Source organism: Deltaproteobacteria bacterium, from assembly GCA_026388415.1.
Classification (GTDB): domain Bacteria; phylum Desulfobacterota; class Syntrophia; order Syntrophales; family JACQWR01; genus JAPLJV01.
Window position 1 is genome coordinate 17,058 of sequence record JAPLJV010000007.1, and the last position, 17,220, is coordinate 34,277.

The 17,220-nt window shown below is 50.0% G+C and carries 14 protein-coding genes, 1 tRNA gene and 1 pseudogene; 9 read left to right on the forward strand and 7 right to left on the reverse strand.

From position 1 onward, the window contains the following. Window positions 1-215 precede the first annotated feature (215 nt). On the forward strand, window positions 216-1,421 hold the full coding sequence (rlmD, locus tag NT140_01800; GenBank protein MCX5830622.1) for a 23S rRNA (uracil(1939)-C(5))-methyltransferase RlmD: 1,206 nt from the start codon (window positions 216-218) through the stop codon (window positions 1,419-1,421). Window positions 1,422-1,540: 119 nt separating this feature from the next. Here rlmD and trmFO read toward each other — a convergent pair whose 3' ends face one another. From trmFO to dprA, 3 genes are read right to left on the reverse strand one after another with little or no spacing between them, the layout of a single operon-like run. Next, entirely contained in the window at window positions 1,541-2,872 is a 1,332-nt protein-coding gene (trmFO, locus tag NT140_01805) for a methylenetetrahydrofolate--tRNA-(uracil(54)-C(5))-methyltransferase (FADH(2)-oxidizing) TrmFO (protein ID MCX5830623.1), read from the reverse strand. Between the two features lie 4 nt (window positions 2,873-2,876). Continuing rightward, window positions 2,877-5,528, reverse strand: coding sequence for a DNA topoisomerase III (gene topB, locus NT140_01810; GenBank protein MCX5830624.1), 2,652 nt, complete (start codon window positions 5,526-5,528; stop codon window positions 2,877-2,879). Between the two features lie 11 nt (window positions 5,529-5,539). Beyond that, a complete protein-coding gene (dprA, locus tag NT140_01815) occupies window positions 5,540-6,694 on the reverse strand; it encodes a DNA-processing protein DprA (protein ID MCX5830625.1) in 1,155 nt (384 codons plus the stop codon). Window positions 6,695-6,843: 149 nt separating this feature from the next. Between dprA and NT140_01820 the strand changes: the two genes are divergently transcribed. Both NT140_01820 and NT140_01825 read left to right on the forward strand, forming a co-directional pair. After that, window positions 6,844-8,580 (forward strand): hypothetical protein, encoded by a 1,737-nt coding sequence (locus NT140_01820; GenBank protein ID MCX5830626.1) that lies wholly within the window; start codon window positions 6,844-6,846, stop codon window positions 8,578-8,580. 90 nt (window positions 8,581-8,670) lie between these two features. After that, window positions 8,671-8,747: transfer RNA gene (locus NT140_01825), tRNA-Arg, on the forward strand. Between the two features lie 396 nt (window positions 8,748-9,143). Here the strand turns inward: NT140_01825 and NT140_01830 are convergent. Then, window positions 9,144-9,728: pseudogene (locus NT140_01830) on the reverse strand (M90 family metallopeptidase). A gap of 526 nt (window positions 9,729-10,254) precedes the next feature. Between NT140_01830 and NT140_01835 the strand changes: the two are divergent. Next, window positions 10,255-10,767, forward strand: coding sequence for a ribonuclease H-like domain-containing protein (locus tag NT140_01835; protein MCX5830627.1), 513 nt, complete (start codon window positions 10,255-10,257; stop codon window positions 10,765-10,767). 280 nt (window positions 10,768-11,047) lie between these two features. Here NT140_01835 and NT140_01840 read toward each other — a convergent pair whose 3' ends face one another. After that, window positions 11,048-11,509 carry a hypothetical protein gene (locus tag NT140_01840; GenBank protein MCX5830628.1) on the reverse strand — a complete coding sequence of 154 codons (462 nt, stop codon included), beginning with the start codon at window positions 11,507-11,509 and terminating at the stop codon, window positions 11,048-11,050. 523 nt (window positions 11,510-12,032) lie between these two features. After that, window positions 12,033-12,341 (reverse strand): hypothetical protein, encoded by a 309-nt coding sequence (locus NT140_01845; protein ID MCX5830629.1) that lies wholly within the window; start codon window positions 12,339-12,341, stop codon window positions 12,033-12,035. A gap of 432 nt (window positions 12,342-12,773) precedes the next feature. Between NT140_01845 and NT140_01850 the strand changes: the two genes are divergently transcribed. From NT140_01850 to NT140_01870, 5 genes are all read left to right on the forward strand, one after another. Then, a complete protein-coding gene (locus NT140_01850) occupies window positions 12,774-12,950 on the forward strand; it encodes a ribbon-helix-helix protein, CopG family (protein ID MCX5830630.1) in 177 nt (58 codons plus the stop codon). Next, window positions 12,947-13,129 (forward strand): ribbon-helix-helix domain-containing protein, encoded by a 183-nt coding sequence (locus tag NT140_01855; protein ID MCX5830631.1) that lies wholly within the window; start codon window positions 12,947-12,949, stop codon window positions 13,127-13,129. The genes NT140_01850 and NT140_01855 overlap by 4 nt, the downstream gene beginning before the upstream one ends. Beyond that, window positions 13,126-13,503: a hypothetical protein gene (locus NT140_01860; protein MCX5830632.1), complete on the forward strand. Its 378-nt coding sequence runs from the start codon at window positions 13,126-13,128 to the stop codon at window positions 13,501-13,503. Before NT140_01855 ends, NT140_01860 begins: the two co-directional genes overlap by 4 nt. Window positions 13,504-13,959: 456 nt before the next feature. Continuing rightward, a complete protein-coding gene (locus NT140_01865) occupies window positions 13,960-14,499 on the forward strand; it encodes a hypothetical protein (protein MCX5830633.1) in 540 nt (179 codons plus the stop codon). A 4-nt stretch (window positions 14,500-14,503) separates the two neighbouring features. Next, entirely contained in the window at window positions 14,504-16,174 is a 1,671-nt protein-coding gene (locus tag NT140_01870; GenBank protein MCX5830634.1) for a formate--tetrahydrofolate ligase, read from the forward strand. A 265-nt stretch (window positions 16,175-16,439) separates the two neighbouring features. On the opposite strand, the gene NT140_01875 is transcribed toward NT140_01870, so the two are convergent. Beyond that, window positions 16,440-16,898 carry an acyl-CoA thioesterase gene (locus NT140_01875; GenBank protein MCX5830635.1) on the reverse strand — a complete coding sequence of 153 codons (459 nt, stop codon included), beginning with the start codon at window positions 16,896-16,898 and terminating at the stop codon, window positions 16,440-16,442. Between the last annotated feature and the right edge of the window lie 322 nt (window positions 16,899-17,220).

Consider the following 17,220-nt stretch of genomic DNA (forward strand, 5'->3'; position numbering starts at 1 on the left):
CAGCCCGGTTAGTTAACAGCATTCACGTCGCTTGTAAAGGGAAATGCTAAATGCTAAAAGGGCAACAAACTTTGTCATTTCGAGGAGCAGGCGCGACGAGAAATCTTTACTATTTTATGTGAAAATCCCCCCCATCCCCCCCTTTACCAAAGGGGGGTTAAGGGGGGATTTTCATGTTTCGTTGTGCACGCGCTGGGCATGGGAGTTAAACGGAAATGCAGGCAGGCGAGGTTATAAATATCCGGATCGAGGATGTCGCCTTCGGCGGATCGGGGGTCGGGCGTGTGCAGGGGATGGCCGTTTTTGTTCCCTTTACCGTGACGCACGACGAAGTAACAGTGGAGATCACGTCTGTCCGGAAAAAATTCGCCTTGGCGGAAGTCAGGCGGATATTGCAACCATCGGAATATCGTGTTGCACCGGCGTGCCGGTATTTCGGCCGGTGCGGCGGTTGCCAGTTCCAGCATATCGCCTGTGAGCAGCAGTTGGCCATCAAGGAAAAACAGGTGCGGGACATATTTGCCAGATTGGGCAAATTCCCGTCGCCACCAGTTTTGGGGATCATCCCTTCTCCGGGCCGGCTCCATTACCGGGGCAAGGCGGATTACCATGTCCGGACGGGCAAGGACGGCCGGCTTTTGAGTCTCGGCTTCATGCAGGGCGCGTCAGACTCGGTGCTGGATATAGAAAGGTGCGAGATCGTGGCGGAAAGCATCAATCAGTCCTGCCAGACCTTCCGTGCCGCCCTGCTTGCGGAAGGCGGGAAATACCGGCGCGACCGACAGACTATCTGGTCTTCCGGTGAGGAAGGAAAAATCATTGCCGTCCCGGATGATGATGCCATGCCGCCGCTTATTACCAGGATTGTCCGGGGCAAGCGCCTCGTCGTTCCTTACGGCGGTTTTTTCCAGATCAATACCAGCCTTTTGGACGTATTGGTGGAACAGGTATTGAAACTGGCCGACTTGACGGGCAGGGAGACGGTTCTGGACGCGTATTGCGGGGTAGGGCTCTTTTCTCTTTTCCTGGCCCCCTCGGCCAAAAACATCACGGGCATCGAAATCGTCGGCCCGGCGATCCAATGTGCCCGCGAAAATCTTCAGGAAGCGGGTTGCGGCAATGCCTTGTTTTTACGGGGTGATGTGGGCGAGGTAATGAAGCAGAAGTTCACTAAACGAGGTCGGCAAGCCGATGTCGTCATCCTGGATCCGCCCCGGAGCGGCTGCGACCGTCAAGTCCTGGACGCCGTCCGGAAAACGGCGGCAAAAAAAGTTATCTACATCTCCTGCAACCCCACGACTCAAGCCAGAGATCTGCGTTATCTCGTGGAAGCCGGGTTCTCTCTGGAATGCCTGCAACCGCTGGATATGTTCCCGCAAACCGGCCATATCGAAGTCATCGGACTGCTCACGGCCCGATGAAATTTTCATAATGGCGCCGCGTCACAAAGGATAATGAAAATCTCCCCTAACCCCTCTTTGCCAAAGAGGGGAAGCATAAAGTTCCACTTTATAAAAGGGGGAAACAATAAACTCCCCCTTTAGCAAAGGGGGATTGAGGGGGATTTGATGTCTTCCCCGATCAGCCATTGTTCCAGGTCTGTCAGGGCACGAGTGGAGTAACTGCTGCCCCGTAATTTTTTGGGGGTCTTGGCGGGTAGCGGCGGAAAGATGCCGAAGTTGACGTTCATGGGTTGGAAGGTCTTTTTGTCGGCCCGGGTGATGTAGTTTACGAGCGCGCCGATGGCCGTGGTCTCCGGTGGTGGTGGTAGAATCCTTCCCGACAAGTGGGCGTGGGCGCTCAGGCCGGCCAAGAGGCCCATCGCCGACGATTCAACGTAGCCTTCCACGCCCGTTATCTGTCCGGCGAAGAAAATCCCGGAGTTGCCATGCAGTTGCAGCGTCTTTGCCAAGAGCGCAGGCGAATTGATGAACGTGTTGCGGTGGATGCTGCCGTAGCGGACAAATTCCGCCTCGGCCAGCCCCGGAATCGTCCGGAAGATCCGCCGCTGCTCGGGCCAGGTCAATTTCGTCTGGAATCCCACCATGTTATACAGCGTAGCCGCCAAGTTTTCCCGGCGGAGCTGGACCACGGCATAGGGCTGTCGGCCAGTATGGGGATTGATCAGTCCAACGGGCTTCATGGGCCCGAAGGTTAGCGTTGAAAGTCCTCTTTTCGCCATTACTTCAATGGGCATGCAACCCTCAAAAAACTTCAGTTCCTCACAGGTCTGGAGCGGCACCTCGTCGCCCTCGCTCAGCATTTGCCAGAAATGTTCATATTCATCTTTTTCCATTGGGCAATTCAGGTAATCTCCTTCACCAGCCTCGTAGCGGGAAGCGCGGAACACCTTGTCATAATTGATGGATTCGCCGTCAATGATGGGTGAAATGGCGTCATAGAAATAGAGATCTGCGCTTCCCGTCCACTCGGCAAGATGTCGGGCCAGATCCGGTGAGGTGAGGGGACCCGTGGCGATAATGACGGGTCGTTCGGGGGGCAGTTCCCGTACCTCGCCACGGATAATCTCCAATGCCCCGTGGCTCAGGAGCTTTTCTTCGATATAGCGGGAAAATTCTAACCGGTCCACGGCGAGCGCGCTGCCGGCGGGTACGGCGGTGGCGTCTGCCGCGGCGATGATCAGCGATCCCAGGCGCCGCATCTCTTCCTTGAGGAGCCCGACAGCATTATCCAGGCTGTTGGAACGTAGCGAATTACTGCATACCAGCTCGGCCAGGTGCGGCGATTTATGGGCCGGAGAGAAAGACCGGGGCTTCATCTCGTAAAGGACGACGCGTTGCCCCCTCTGCAGCAGCTGCCAGGCCGCTTCACACCCGGCCAGGCCGCCGCCGATAATGATCGTAGCAGTAATGATTTTATGCCCCGGCTTTGATCTTCATGATATTCTTGCATTCGGGATAGCCGGAGCAGCCCAGGAAAGGGCCGAATCGCCCGCGTTTAGTCGCCATGGGGCGGCCGCATTTGTCGCAGATGGTATCCGTCAGCTCCGGGGGTTGAGGCTGGGCGGATCCGGCCGCTCCCTTGCCTGTCTTGACAATGTTCTTACATTCCGGGTAGCCCGAGCAGCCGAGGAAGGTCCCGAAACGGCCCCTCTTGACGGCCATCGGTTTCCCGCATTTCTCGCAGACGACGTCGCTCTGGGTTCCCCCTGCCGGGGCGGCGACCGGTTCCCCATCCGGGCCGACGTTGATCGTATGCTTGCATTCCGGGTAACCGGTGCAGCCGAGGAACGGACCGAAGCGGCCCTGGCGGGCGGACATTGGCTTGCCACAGAGGGGGCAGGGGATATTCGGACCATTTTCCCCGCCGTTTGCCGTGCGATCTTCAAAGACAAATTCTACCTTCCATTCGTCATTGAGGCGGAGTCCGGCGGAGAAGTGCTTGCGAGTCTTGAACGAGAAGAAGCCATCCAGCGGCCCGATCTCCTGCTTATCCATCAGTTCAATGGCCTCATCTTTGGTGATCAGGCGCTGGCTCATGGTCTTGTAGAGCTTGAAATCGCAGCCGGTGCATTCATAGGCCTTGAGTTTCTCCCGTAATGTAACGCCACACTTCGGGCACTTTCCAAAAGGTTCACTGTTCTCGAATCCGGTATCCATATCAAATCCCCTCGCTTTTTCCACGATCTGGGCGGTAAACCGCATAATGTCCCGCATGAAGTCAGGACGGGAAAGCTTGCTTTTCTCCATCATCAGCAGCTTGTTTTCCCACTCGCCGGTCAGGGTGGGAGAGACGAGTTCCTGTACCGGAATGGCCAGCAGCAGGCGGATCAGGTTCATCGCCTTTGATGTGGGCACAAGATCCCTGCGGTCGCGTGTCACATAGTGAGCGCTGATCAGCTTCTCAATCGTTTCAGCCCGCGTGGCCGGCGTGCCCAGGCCCCGCTCCTTCATGGCTTCGGCCAATGTCTCGTCGTCCAGCAGCTTTCCTGCCGTCTCCATGGCAGCCAGCAGCGTGGCGTCGTTGTAGCGCGGCGGCGGATTGGTACGGCATTCGTCCAGCTCCACCTTGCGTGTCAATATGCCTTCACTGTCTACGAGGGCGGGCAGGTGGCTGGCGATACCGACATCGGTCTCCGGTTCCTCCTCCTTTCCGAACGCCTCGCGCCAGCCGGCCTTCGCCAGCACCCTCGCGGTGGTGCGGAAGGTATCTTTGCCGACGCGGGTGGTTCTTTCCACGATTTTCCATACGGCCGAGTCCATGAAGGCGGCCAGAAATCGGCGCACGACCAGGTCGTAAACCTTCTGTTCCACGGCGGTGAGCCCTTTGGGCGTTTCGCCGGTGGGGATGATCGCAAAGTGGTCAGAGATCCGGGTGTTGTCGAATATCCGTTTCGCCATCTGCGCCCGGGAAGGATCGCCGATGCGCTGGGCGAGCGGGGCGTACAGTCCGTCCAGAGAACCCAGTGTCCGGCTCACTTCGGCGGGGTAATCTTCTGGCAGGCATTTGCTGTCGGTGCGCGGATAGGTGAGCACCTTGTGCTTCTCGTAGAGGGACTGGGCCGCGGAAAGGGTGGAGCGCGCAGAAAGTCCGAAGCGCCGGTTCGATTCGCGCTGCAGGGTGGTGAGGTCAAAGAGGGTAGGGGGGGCTTCCCGGGTTTCCTTTGCCTTATCGGTCGCCACCGCCGACTTACCCGCACAACGCGCCACAATCTCGTCCGCCGTAGTTTTGGACCAGATTCTGTCGGCCCGGTCGTCTGGATCGTTGGGCTTCTTCTTGAAGTGTTCCCGAATCCAGATCCCTTCGTAGGTGTCTCCCGATACCTCAAATATACCCCTGACAATCCAGTAATCACGGGATACGAAGGCCTGGATCGCTTTTTCCCGCTCCACCAGCAGGGCCAGGGTAGGAGTCTGGACACGGCCCAGATTTGCGGTTTCCTTGACGTTTCTTCCGAACAGGCGGATGGTGAAGGCGCGCGTGGCGTTGATGCCGACCAGCCAGTCCGCTTCCGAGCGGCACACGGCAGCGTCGGCGAGTCCGGCCTTCCTGTCACCCGGCAGCAGATGCGAGAAACCTTCCCGGATCGAGGCGGGCGTCATGGATTGCAGCCACAGGCGCTCGGTGTTTTTGTTGATCCCCAGGTACTTCATGATGTAGGTGAAGATGAGTTCGCCTTCGCGCCCCGCGTCGCAGGCATTCACGATCCCGACGATCTCCTTGCGCTTTGCCTCCCGCTTGATGATGTCGAGCAATTCGGAGCCACCCTCGGGGGGCGTTTCTGCCTGGTCTTTCTTCTTGCTGAAGCGGCCCTTGGGACCGTCGCTTCTGGACGGCTTTAACTGAAAGGTTTCAGGCAGGATGGGGAGGGTTTCGAGCCTCCAGAACCCGTACTTTTTCTTGTCCAGATCCTCGGGCATGCAAAGTTCCACGAGGTGGCCCGCGGCGGAGCAGACGATCATGTCATCCCGGTCAAAGACCTTGCCGCGCGCCTTGAAGCCTCCCAGGGCTTTGGCTATGTCGCGGGCGACGGATGGTTTTTCGGTTATGACAAGCTTCTTGGCCATTGGCAGTTTTCTCACTCCTTGCGGACAAATTGTTTTCCCGGCAACTGACGGATGAACCCCTTCAGCTCCAGTAATAACAGGGTATTTAAGATTTCGCCGGCTTTTCCCCCGGTCAGGGCGATGAGCTGGTCAACATTAACGGGGTCAGCCGATACGTGTTTAAGCAGTTTGCCTTCCTCATTCGTCAGTGCTTCCTGACGGGATGCTGATGGCTTTTCTGCGACAGGGTCATCAGCACTGACCTTGGGTTTATCAACTTTTGCGGGGGAAGGGGGCGCTAATTTGCTCCTGATCTGGGGCAGGATTTCTTCCAGAATGTCGTCGGCGCCCTCGATCAATTTGGCGCCTTCTTTGATCAATTTATTCGTACCTTTTGACCCGTCGGCATCTATGCTGCCTGGTATGGCAAACACTTCCCGCCCCTGTTCGAGGGCCAGCCGGGCGGTTATCAGGGAACCGCTTCTATAACTGGCCTCTACCACTACTACCCCGAGCGATAGCCCGCTGATGATCCTGTTGCGGGCGGGGAAATTAGTTCCCTGGGGCGGCGTGCCGAAGGGAAATTCCGTAATGATGGCGCCCTGCTGGGGGATTATTTCAAAAAGCGCCTTGTTTTCGGGAGGGTAGACGATATCCAGGCCGCAGCCCAAAACGGCGATCGTTCGCCCTTTAGCCGCCAGGCTGCCCTGATGAGCGGCCGTGTCAATACCCCGGGCCAGACCGCTGACAATGGTAATACCCTTCATGACCAGCTCCCGGCAGAGCCGTTCCGTGGAGAATCTGCCGTAGGTGCTGGCCATCCGGGAACCGACGACGGCAATGCAGATATCGTCTTCCCGGAGGGTTCCCTTGACGTAGAGAAATGGCGGAAAATCATAAATATTAAGAAGGTTATGAGGATAAAGACTATCCCGGCAGGTAATGATTGCAACGTACCGCTCCCGGGCTAAGGCCAGCTCCCGTTCCACCTCGGCCCATTTATGAAAGGCCTTGATCTGGGTTGCCACCTTCGGGCCGATGCCCGGAGTCGCCTGAAGCCTTGCGGTCGGGGCCTGGAAGACTTCTTCCGGGGAACCGCAGGCGTCCAGCAGGGCGATGAAACCCACGTTGCCGAGGCCTGGAACCCATTTCAGGGCCAGCCAGTATTTCAATTCATCATCGGTCATTTAAGAGCTCGCTGCTTGCCTGCCGGTTAAAGAGTGCGCAAAATATAACTTATAGTTGGAGGGTGTCAAGTTATTTCACCTTAAAAGGCGTTGCGTTATTTTTCTCTTTGCGTTAGTTAGCTGCATAATTTTCCAAAAAGAGGATGTACATGTTAAGGATTTATTATCACCGAACCATCATGGCCATAGTTTTTTTTCTTTCCTTACCGATCCTGATGTACGCTGCCGGCGGCGCCGGATTAAGCAGCGGGAATAACGGCAGGCAGGAATTTATTAAAATATCCCAGGCGGCGACAAAGGAGGATGCGCCCCGGCCGGCCTTATCCGTTACCCCACGCGAAGTTGATTTTGGCGATGTTGGTCCGGAAAATGTTGCTAATACATTAATTTATATGAAGAATATGGGGGGAGGGAGCGCTGCCTGGTCCATCGAGGGTCCGGAAGGATGGGAGCCGGCGGAAAATGAAAAACTGACCGGCAACCTGACGGCCGAACCGGAATATCTGCGCCTGTCCATCAGATCCGTCAAAAGCTTGCCTGCGGAAAGTGTTCAGATAACAAAACAAAAATATCATAATATTCAGTTAACCGTTGAAGCGAGCGGAAAAACTGTTATTTTCCGTAAGGATTTACCGGTGGGTTCTTACCGTGAGCAGCTTGAGATCACGTCTTTGGGCGGAACGAGAACGATTTTCTTTAATTTCAAAGTGACGGACGCGAAATCTGAGCCGCAACTGTCCGTGGACCCTCCGCACCTTGATTTCGGAATTATCTATCCTGGAAAACAGGCAGCCCGGCAAATCAGGATATCCAATAAAGGCCGTGAAACCGTTAAATGGCGCATCGTTATCCCCCGGCCGGGTGATGAGAAGTATAATCTGTTGCCCCTCAAAGGCAGATATGTATCCTTTTTGAGTGACGATATTAAAGGCGCCTCCAGCTACGTTCCCAACAGCCATTTGAAGGAGACGCTGGACATATCCGGTAAATGGATTGAACAAGAAGGATATCCTTCTGCTTTTGGAATCAATAATCTGATCAAATATCGTTTTTCCGGCACGGGTATCAGCCTCTATCTCTGGCACGGTCCTGATGGAGGAAAGCTGGCCGCCTATATGGACGATCAACTTATCCGCGTTTACGACGGCAGCGCCACCGAGCGAGGCCGGGAGGAGCTGACGATAGCAGATGGCTTGCCTGATGGTCCGCATGTGTTGACACTTGTGAATGGCGAAGGCCGCACGACTATCGAGGGTGTCAGTATCTACGGTAAGGAATTGATGAGGGGAAATCCCGGCTGGATTACGATTAATCCGGATTCCGGCACTACTACCAGAGAGACGGACTATGCTAATATTCGTATGGATGCGCAGCAGTTATCACCGGGTTTCTACTGGGAGCAAATCGTTATCGCCTCCAACCGCGGCGATATTACCCTGGAGGCGATGGTCGAGATAAGGCCCGATCAGACGGCGAAGATTGTTGATGTTTACCGCTATGTGAGGAACCACAATTACCTCTATACGACCAATCCCCAAGCCGAGGCGAACCGGATACAGAGTGGCGGCTATAGAAAGGAGGGGATCGCCTTTCGCCTTTTTGCCGCCGGCACGCCCGGTACAACGGAGTTTAACCGTTGGTATAACAGCAAAAAAGATGACCACTTCTACTCTTATGCTACTAACGGTGGCGGCAAATCTGTCAAGGATTACGTCCTGGAAGGCAGCATCGGCAATATTGGAACCTCGAAGCTGAGCAATACGAAAGAATTATACCGGTGGTTTAATCAGGAAAGGGGCGGTCATTTCTATACCACCGATCCGAAAGGTGAAGGTATGACCAGAAAAGGTTATAAATTCGATGGCATAGCCGGGTATGTAAGATAGGCCGGATTCGAACTTGACAATAAACCGCCAAGCGGCTATTAAATACGCCATTCGTAAGTTAAAAAGTAATTTCATCGGGGCTGTAATATTGCGCCTGTAGCTCAGCTGGATAGAGCAACGGATTTCTAATCCGTCGGTCCCGGGTTCGAATCCCTGCAGGCGTACCAATAAAAACAAGGGGTTAGCCTGATAAGGTTAGCCCCTTGTTTTGTTTTTGCTAACCTATAGCTAACATAAAACATTCCCCATATCCCCCTCCCCAAAGACTCTCCCCATATATCAAATAATTCCCATTAGTTGTGACAAATATTATTAAAATCACCTTTTCACTCAATATCACCATTCATCACCAAGCAAAATCCCGATTAATTTGATCAAACATTTCCCCCCCAGAATAGCCTATTTTGATCCGTACCCATAGCCTATGACTGGATTGTATTAGTTATTTTAGTGATTTAAGGTGGCCCAAAGCAAAATAATGAAAGGGAGTTTATCACAAAATGGAACGCCGATTATTGACGGCAAACGAGGTAGCGGAGCTTCTGCGAACGACCCCTGGAAACTTATCCTGTGTTTAAATTCATGCATGTGTTCCTGCCTACCCGTGCCGCTGGATCCTGGCGATAATATTCCTGCAATACTCGATAGAGATCGGGAGAATGTTCCTTTAATCGGATTGGTCGGTCAAAGAATTCTTCCGTGGCGACAGAAACGAATTCAGCTTCATTGGTGGCACCGTAGGCATTGAGGAATGATTTCCTGCCGGCTTTGACCTCACTTTTCAGGCGCAGGTATTCCCTTGAACAGGTAACAACCCAGTCCTGAAATTCAGCTCGATCTCTCAAAGGGGGAGTCCCATCGGCGGCGCCATCCAGCATATCAAGTTTATGGGCAAATTCATGATAGACCACATTATGACCCTGTTCCGGGTGGCGGCTATCGCTCAGAATGGCATCCCAGATGAGAATAACCGGCCCTTGCTGGAAGGCTTGTCCGATAATGGGATGGGCGGTTTCAACTGGTTCTAAAGCAATCTCAAAATGACCGAGTTTTCGCTTGGGAGGAATGACAGTAGATGGGTAAACCAGGATGGTCAAGACGTTCCGATAGAATTCATGTGGCAGGCCGAGAAGAAGAAGGCATGCCTGGGCTGATACCTTCTGGAATAGGAGATCTCCTGAGCCCTATACAAGGGGAAGGGATCAGAAAACAACCGACTAATGAATGGTAAGATAAATCTTTATTGATACATTTTAGCGGGTGTGTTAGCTTCATCACGGATAGCTCGTAGCAAAGAGGTTTCATTATGATTCCAACTCGTTCTGGCAAAGAAAGAAGAAGTAATAAAAATAGAAGAGAATTAAACGATGCAAATTATAATGGGCCAGAGCGGAGAATTATCCCCGATCGACGATCTCATAACAATAGGAGGAATTTTGAAGTATTGCCATTTTTCGATAAGATAAATAAAAAGCCCCACCCCTAATCTTCAAACTTCTTCCATGCTAAAAAAACACCTTTTGTCATATCCAGAGAATCGGACCAGCCACAGAATCAAAACTGTGGTCAGCAGGGATTCACGACTGGGACCAATTCCTTCAGTCACCAAATATTCCCCTTTCCAAATCCAGAATCCTGGCCATTTCCCAAGAGCTCGAAGAATCACAAAAACAGTTGGCCAACGGGAATCCCCACTACTTTGTCCAGCACCTTCCAGTCAATCAGTACTGGCGATTATTCACCCATTTCCGGGATACCATTGCCTATCTTGATACCGAGACCACGGGTTTGGAAAATTGGTGTAATGAGATAACGACCATAGCTTTATATGACGGTCAGACAGTCGATACCTATGTCAAGGGTCGGAATCTTAATGATTTTGTTCATGATATTCAACGGTTTAAAATCATAGTGACCTACAACGGTCGGTGCTTCGATGTCCCTTTTATTGAGCGATATTTCCGGATTAAGCTTGATCAAGTCCATATTGACCTCAGATTTGTTTTAAAAAGTCTTGGATATTCCGGTGGTTTGAAAGGATGCGAAAGACAACTGGAGATTGATCGGGGAGAATTATCCGATGTGGACGGGTTTTACGCAGTGGTCTTACGGGAAACATACAAGAGCACCGGTCACCAGAAATCCTTGGAGATGCTTTTCGTGTTACCTCCCAGTGAAATGTTTTAACTTTCATTCAAATCCCAGAGACATAATCCAAGCCGCGCATTGGAGCACCTCTTTAATTCTAATATACGAGCGGCTATTGTTAATGTCAACAGGTCGGCCAACAAAATAAAAATGGTCAGAAGGCAGATGTAAGCGGTAGCCACTTTTGATTCTGGTTATCCCTGATCTTCCTAACCCTTCCAGGAAGGGTTATCTTTGGTAACGCATATAAGTGAGTGGTAATAGTTTCTGAGCCGGTATATGACGTTAATGGGTGTAAGCTGAATTAGTATGATGGCGGCTACTTTACAGTGTACCCACGACCATCAAGACAGGCACTCTCCGCACGTCGATAGTTTGCACGTTGGGTTTCCGGCAGGGATTTGATAATAACAGTCCATTCCTCCATACTAACTTTCCGGGGCTCGTGCCAAGTCTGACTCACAGCCCAAGTGTGGCATTCGTAACGATCCTTCGCCTGTTGTTCTTCACTCTGGCCTTGGCGCGGATAAACAAAGATTCGTTCAGTAGACGACGGTGTTGCAGATGAGGCTGTTTGAAAATATACCGGAGGCTGTTCGCGGATGATCAGTGGGGGAGGTTCATAATATGGCCTATGATAATAAGGCGCCAGAACGGCCACACCTCCTATTACCGCCCAAGGCAACCACCAACCACCATGTTCGCCTCTTGCTTCACTTGGCAATGGGTTGAGACAGATGACCATTGTCAGAATAAGCACCGCACAAACAATTTTCTTCATATTTTACCTCTTTATCTGCTTCGGCAAGTGTGTCACTGATGTTTATACTCCCCTATTCAACTTGTTTCTAACAATAAGCAATGAGTGCACCTAATAAGGGAAAACAACATAAACATAGGGAATCATATCACATATCGTGATTATACTTTTTTGTAATTGGATTCTTTTCATTAAAATTGATCGGATATGTGTAGCGATTATGATACAGTTGCATGTATCGGGATCTCCCCAGCCGGTATGTTGCATAAATAATGTTGACTCAGCATAAAAAGCGCAGGTTCCTGCGGTTTTGAGGTTTTTCCCATATCCTACGAGAAAAAACGATACTGGCCTTTGTGTGAAAAGCTCATTATCAAACGACCAAGAAAAAGTATGCTATAATCAGCGGCCACTTCTGGTTATCCCCGAGTATCACCATCCCCTGCCTTCCTATACCTTCCTGGGCAGGTGATCTTCTACAGCCTATATAAGAGACCAACATGGCTTCTGAAGCGGTTACGGGCGAGCCTAAGATTGAGCTTGCTTAAGATACCGCTTGTTCCTTCTTTTTCTTTTTTCCCTTGCCCTCTACAGGGGCTTCCGGTGCTTTTTTCTCCTTACGGTCTTCTGGATCTTTTTTGAGGGCGGCTTTTTCCGCCTTTGTCTTTGCCAGTACTTCCGTCTTCTCTTCGGAGCTGGCAATCGTCTTAAGTCTGGCATTTAGGGAATCAATATTTGCCCGCAATTTTTTTAAGATAGTATCTTTCTTGATCTTGGCAGATTCGATCCCTTTTTCAGACAGGAATGACATCCGGTCTTTCAGTTGTCGTTCGAAATATGCCTTTCGTTCCATTTGTGCTGGCTTCCGATTTGATCCCATATTTTCCCCTCCCTCTCAGATACACTTGTTTTTCCTCGGCAGCCTATAGACCATGAAAAGCTTGCTCTTCCCCGCCGCATAGATGAATAATGGGGATACCCCTATCAGTGATCGCGTAGAAAAGCCATTACATTTAAATTAGCTCTTGCCTATACTGAAAAGCATCTTAGCAATCCCATTGGCTATTCCGCCCTGCCTGTCAGGTCAAATAATCCGTTTCTTCCCGCCATACAGTTTGATTCCGCCCACTACCAATTTCATACTTGCACCGCTTTTACCCGCCAATTTAGTTTCCGACAGTGTTTTTCCCGCAATCCCTAAATGTATTTTATTCCGATCTTCGATCAGCTGCTGAACAAATTATTGAGAACCAAATTATATCTAAATCAGAAAGGAGATAGCGACATGAAAAAGAAAATCTATATCAGGCCGGTTTGTATCATGCTTAGCCAGGAGATGTATGAACAAGTTGCCAAACTGACGGAGCAAAGAGAAATCAGCATGTCAGATTACATTCGGGTGGCACTTCATGACAAATTGGCCGGAGAACAGCAATCAGCAAACGGGAGGATTAAACCATGAGAAACAGAACATTTCATACCTCGATAAATCTACTCATTGAAGCAGGGCTTTATCAAAGGCTCAGATGGGCCGCCAAACAAACAAAGACCAGTATGTCAAAGATTGTTCGTGAAGGCATAAAGCTCATACTGGCCCAGATTGAAAAAGAAATTGATATCGTTATGGGAGGGCATAAATGATGAACGCACCAGTAACCAATAAACCAGTGATGCCAGGAAACAAAGTTATTGCCAAACCAAACACGGCCAAGCCAGCCAATAATCAGCAGCTCATTAGTCAGCTTAGACAGGAGATTAAAACCCTGAATAAAACGATCAAGGATATTCAAAAGAAACCGGATCTGCAGATCGTAAGTGTCATGATGCCGCGCCAATTGCTGTCCAAGGCTAATGCCCTTCTATTAGCCTATTCACACAGTATGGGAGAGTTATACGGCATATCTGACCTTATCTGTGATGCCGTGGAGCTTTATGTATGGGGAGATGAAGAAAACCAGCGATTAGAGAAAGAGCAACAGGAAGCAGAGCAGGCCAAGGCTGAATCGGAGAAGTAGAAGGTGAAGTGATGGATGGCGACTGAGATTGATACCACCTTTCACCCCGTAATGAACGGTGTGCTATCAAGGGAAATGGGTATGTGCCGAAAATTCGTTTCACCTCCTACTAATCAATGGTTTTTGGTCTGAAAATCAACGGATGATTACCACTTGTAATCAGTTTTATAATCATCAATTAAATCAGCGGTGCGACTCGAAACATTTTTTTGCTGCCATAGAAACAGCCGTCAGTCAAGAGGGTGTGGCATTGCAGATTTAATCCGAGTAAGCCGCCGAGGTTTGACGGCAGTGACTGCGCCGAGGATTGGGTCATTTTCAGGCACTGAATGCTAGAGAAACACTTTCAGTGATTATTTTAACTTTCTATTGACATTTCAATACGATGCGTATAGAAAGAAGCCAATCGATTTTTCGACCACATTTGCAAAAAATAAAATAAAATGGAGTCGTCCTATGAGATCATATGTTGTTATTTCCTCCATGGGGCCGGATCGTCCTGGTCTGGCCAAAGAAATCGCTGAATTTTTTACCGCCCGCGGCGTTAATATCGAACGGTCCCGTGGTTGTGTGTTGGGCAATGAATTCGGCATGATCATTCTCACATCGGGAAAGACTGACGACATCGAGCGTCTGATTAAAGATCTGGACAGCCTTCGCAAAAAAACAAAGCTGGAGATTTACGTTCGGAAAACCAAAGCGCCCAGCCATCGCGACACATTGCCGTCGATTCCCTACAAGCTCATTGCCACATCCATCGATCATCCTGGGATCATCCATCAAATCTGCAAATCACTCCAACTGCGGGGAGTCAACATCGAAGACATATCAACCAATGTGGATAATAATCCCTTTACGGGAGCTAATGTGTTCCATATGGCCTGCTACTTTTCTCTGCCGCCGGCTGTTAAAATTATAGATCTAAAAAACGATTTTAACCGCATCGGTGATGAATATAATATTGATATCCGGTTCGACGCTGTAATCAGTAAGTAGCGCTATGAAGAAAACCAAACAACACAACCCTGAAAAAAACCTGCGGTCCATTGTTGACATTGCCTCAATGCTCGGGTTGAAGGAAAATGATCTGGAATTATACGGCCGTTATAAGGCCAAAGTAAGGCTGGAAGTAATCCGGCGATTTTCACGCAGGAACAATTCATCTTTGATTCTTGTGTCGGCCATGACACCGACCCCTGCCGGTGAAGGAAAGACCACCGTGTCCATCGGGCTTGCGCAGGCTCTGGCTAAAATCGGCAAGTCCACCATAGTGGCTTTGAGAGAACCATCACTGGGGCCTGTTTTCGGCATAAAAGGCGGGGCCACCGGCGGCGGACTTTCCCGTGTTCATCCGGTCGATGACATTAATCTCCATTTCACAAACGACTTTCCAGCAGTGGAAAGTGCGCACAATTTGCTCTCCGCTATCGTGGACAATTCCATTTTTCACGGCAATCATTTAAATATCGATCCGCGTAAAATCACCTGGCGTAGGGTTATAGATATGAATGACCGCTCACTTCGGGATATCGTCATAGGTCTGGGCGGTTCCACCAATGGAGTACCCCGGGAAACCGGATTTGATATTGTTCCCTCCAGTGAAATTATGGCAATTCTCTGCCTTTCGCGCTCCTATGAAGAATTGAAAGACAAGATACGCAAGATTCTGGTGAGCTTTACCTATGACGACTATCCGGTGATTGCCGGCGACCTAAAAGTGGAAGGAGCGGTCACGGCACTCTTGAAATATGCGTTACTACCCAATCTTGTGCAGACCACCGAAGGCGTTCCGGCCATTATACACGGCGGTCCATTTGCCAACATTGCCCAGGGTACCAACAGTATCATGGGCACGGACCTGGCGCTTCGTCTGGCGGATTATGTGGTAACCGAAGCCGGATTTGGCTTTGATCTCGGCGCAGAGAAGTATTTCGACATCGTCGCGCCCTACGGCAATTTTCATCCCCGGATTGTCGTTTTGGTTGCTACCGTTCGTGCGCTGAAATATCACGCGGGCATTGCGCGAAAAGAACTGAACGATCCCAACCCCATTATGGCCGTGCTAGGAATGGCAAATCTGCGCAAGCACTATGAAAATATCGACAAATTCAACGTCCCCTGCATTGTTGCTTTAAACCGGTTTCCTTCAGACACGGATGAAGAAATTAAAGCGGTTGTGGAAGCTGCGGAAAACGAAGGGATGAACATTGCCCCAGCGGATATCTTTAGACTGGGAGGCGAGGGCGGTTTGGAGCTTGCAGAAAAGACTGTCCGGCTGATTGCCGAAGCCAAAGGGACATTTAAGCCGCTCTATGACTGGAAACTGCCGGTGGAAGATAAAATATTTAAAGTTGCGAGCGAAATCTACGGCGCTGTTTCCATTGATTACCAGCCGCAGGCTAGGCGCAATCTCGATATGATCAAAAAAATCGGCTACGATAAACTGCCGGTCTGTATTGCCAAGACCCAGCAATCGCTATCCGACAACCCGAGCCTTTTGGGTCTTCCCAGCAACTTTATCGTTACCGTTCGGGAAATTAAAATCGCTTCCGGCGCGGGCTTTTTGATTCCCATTACCGGAGAAATCCTCCGGATGCCCGGCCTTTCCAAAGTGCCAGCCGCCTACAACATTAATATTGACCATACCGGAAATATAACGGGAATTGTATAGCTTTTAAAATCGTTTTAAAATCTTGACAGCCTTTTTCCGTTTAATTTATCATGCCTAATAACAAGCTTTTTTAATAAGAACTTCCTTTTTAGTGGTTTGCAATATAGGAAGCGTGGTCTTATGTGTCAATGAAATCTTGTGGCGTGAATTGTGTTGATTACGAATTGAAGTCCTGCATTGTCGGTGAGGGTAACGGTTTGTGGACTACAGGAAGGCATCAGCACCTTCATGTTGCATTGTATTCGAGTGGAATTGGATGAACGTTTCAAACCGTAATGTTCGGGAACGCTTGCTTCAAAACCTCGTCTTTACCTGCTGTGACTATATCAAATGCCGACTTTAGTTCTTCGGGAATAGACATTGGTCTGCCGGTGGCGAGATTTACAAAAACCCATAGCGTTTCGGCCTCTGCAAGAATTTTTTTATCTCTTGCCCTCCAAAACAAGTATTTCCGCGGATGACTTTTCTTACTGACACCACTAATCCAAGTAATAATTGAAATTGAATCTCCCAAGAAGGCTGGGCTTAAATACTTAATATAATGGGACCTTATTACCCAACTTGAGCCCGAACTTACGTAGCGCTCCATTGGCCAACCTCGGGCAATTGAATGTTCAAGGGATGCTTCCATCATCCAGCGGAGGTACTCAAGGTTATTGACATGCCTATTAAGGTCAATTGATTTCTCAGAAACTGTTAAGTTCTTAACGTATATTCCCGCCATATTCTATTTAACTCCAACGCTCACGCCGCTTTCTTCTTAAAAAGACTTTTTATTGAAACAAAGTATGTCTGAGAAAACTGTTTGATGCTCTCTTACAGGAAGAACGAGTGCATTATCGCGAACTGAAAACAGACTATCAAGACTTTGCACCTTTCAAACCTTACTACAAAATGTTAGACATGTATGAAAATTAAGACCTCAGGAGACAATTTGTGATAAAATTCATTATTTCTCCAAGGAGGTCGGTTTATGACACAGGCACAACGAGATATCAGCAGAAAACTTCGTGTTCTGAATTATGCAAAGGAGTGCGGAAACGTAT

Excerpts from the sequence above, each read along its gene's own strand:
- NT140_01850 (MCX5830630.1), top strand. The coding sequence starts at position 12,774 with ATGAAAAAGAAAATCTATATCAGGCCGGTTTGTATCATGCTTAGCCAG.
- NT140_01865 (MCX5830633.1), top strand. The coding sequence starts at position 13,960 with ATGAGATCATATGTTGTTATTTCCTCCATGGGGCCGGATCGTCCTGGT.
- NT140_01870 (MCX5830634.1), top strand. The coding sequence starts at position 14,504 with ATGAAGAAAACCAAACAACACAACCCTGAAAAAAACCTGCGGTCCATT.
- dprA (MCX5830625.1), bottom strand. The coding sequence starts at position 6,694 with ATGACCGATGATGAATTGAAATACTGGCTGGCCCTGAAATGGGTTCCA.
- NT140_01860 (MCX5830632.1), top strand. The coding sequence starts at position 13,126 with ATGATGAACGCACCAGTAACCAATAAACCAGTGATGCCAGGAAACAAA.
- NT140_01855 (MCX5830631.1), top strand. The coding sequence starts at position 12,947 with ATGAGAAACAGAACATTTCATACCTCGATAAATCTACTCATTGAAGCA.
- topB (MCX5830624.1), bottom strand. The coding sequence starts at position 5,528 with ATGGCCAAGAAGCTTGTCATAACCGAAAAACCATCCGTCGCCCGCGAC.
- NT140_01840 (MCX5830628.1), bottom strand. The coding sequence starts at position 11,509 with ATGAAGAAAATTGTTTGTGCGGTGCTTATTCTGACAATGGTCATCTGT.
- NT140_01875 (MCX5830635.1), bottom strand. The coding sequence starts at position 16,898 with ATGGCGGGAATATACGTTAAGAACTTAACAGTTTCTGAGAAATCAATT.
- NT140_01845 (MCX5830629.1), bottom strand. The coding sequence starts at position 12,341 with ATGGAACGAAAGGCATATTTCGAACGACAACTGAAAGACCGGATGTCA.
- NT140_01820 (MCX5830626.1), top strand. The coding sequence starts at position 6,844 with ATGTTAAGGATTTATTATCACCGAACCATCATGGCCATAGTTTTTTTT.
- rlmD (MCX5830622.1), top strand. The coding sequence starts at position 216 with ATGCAGGCAGGCGAGGTTATAAATATCCGGATCGAGGATGTCGCCTTC.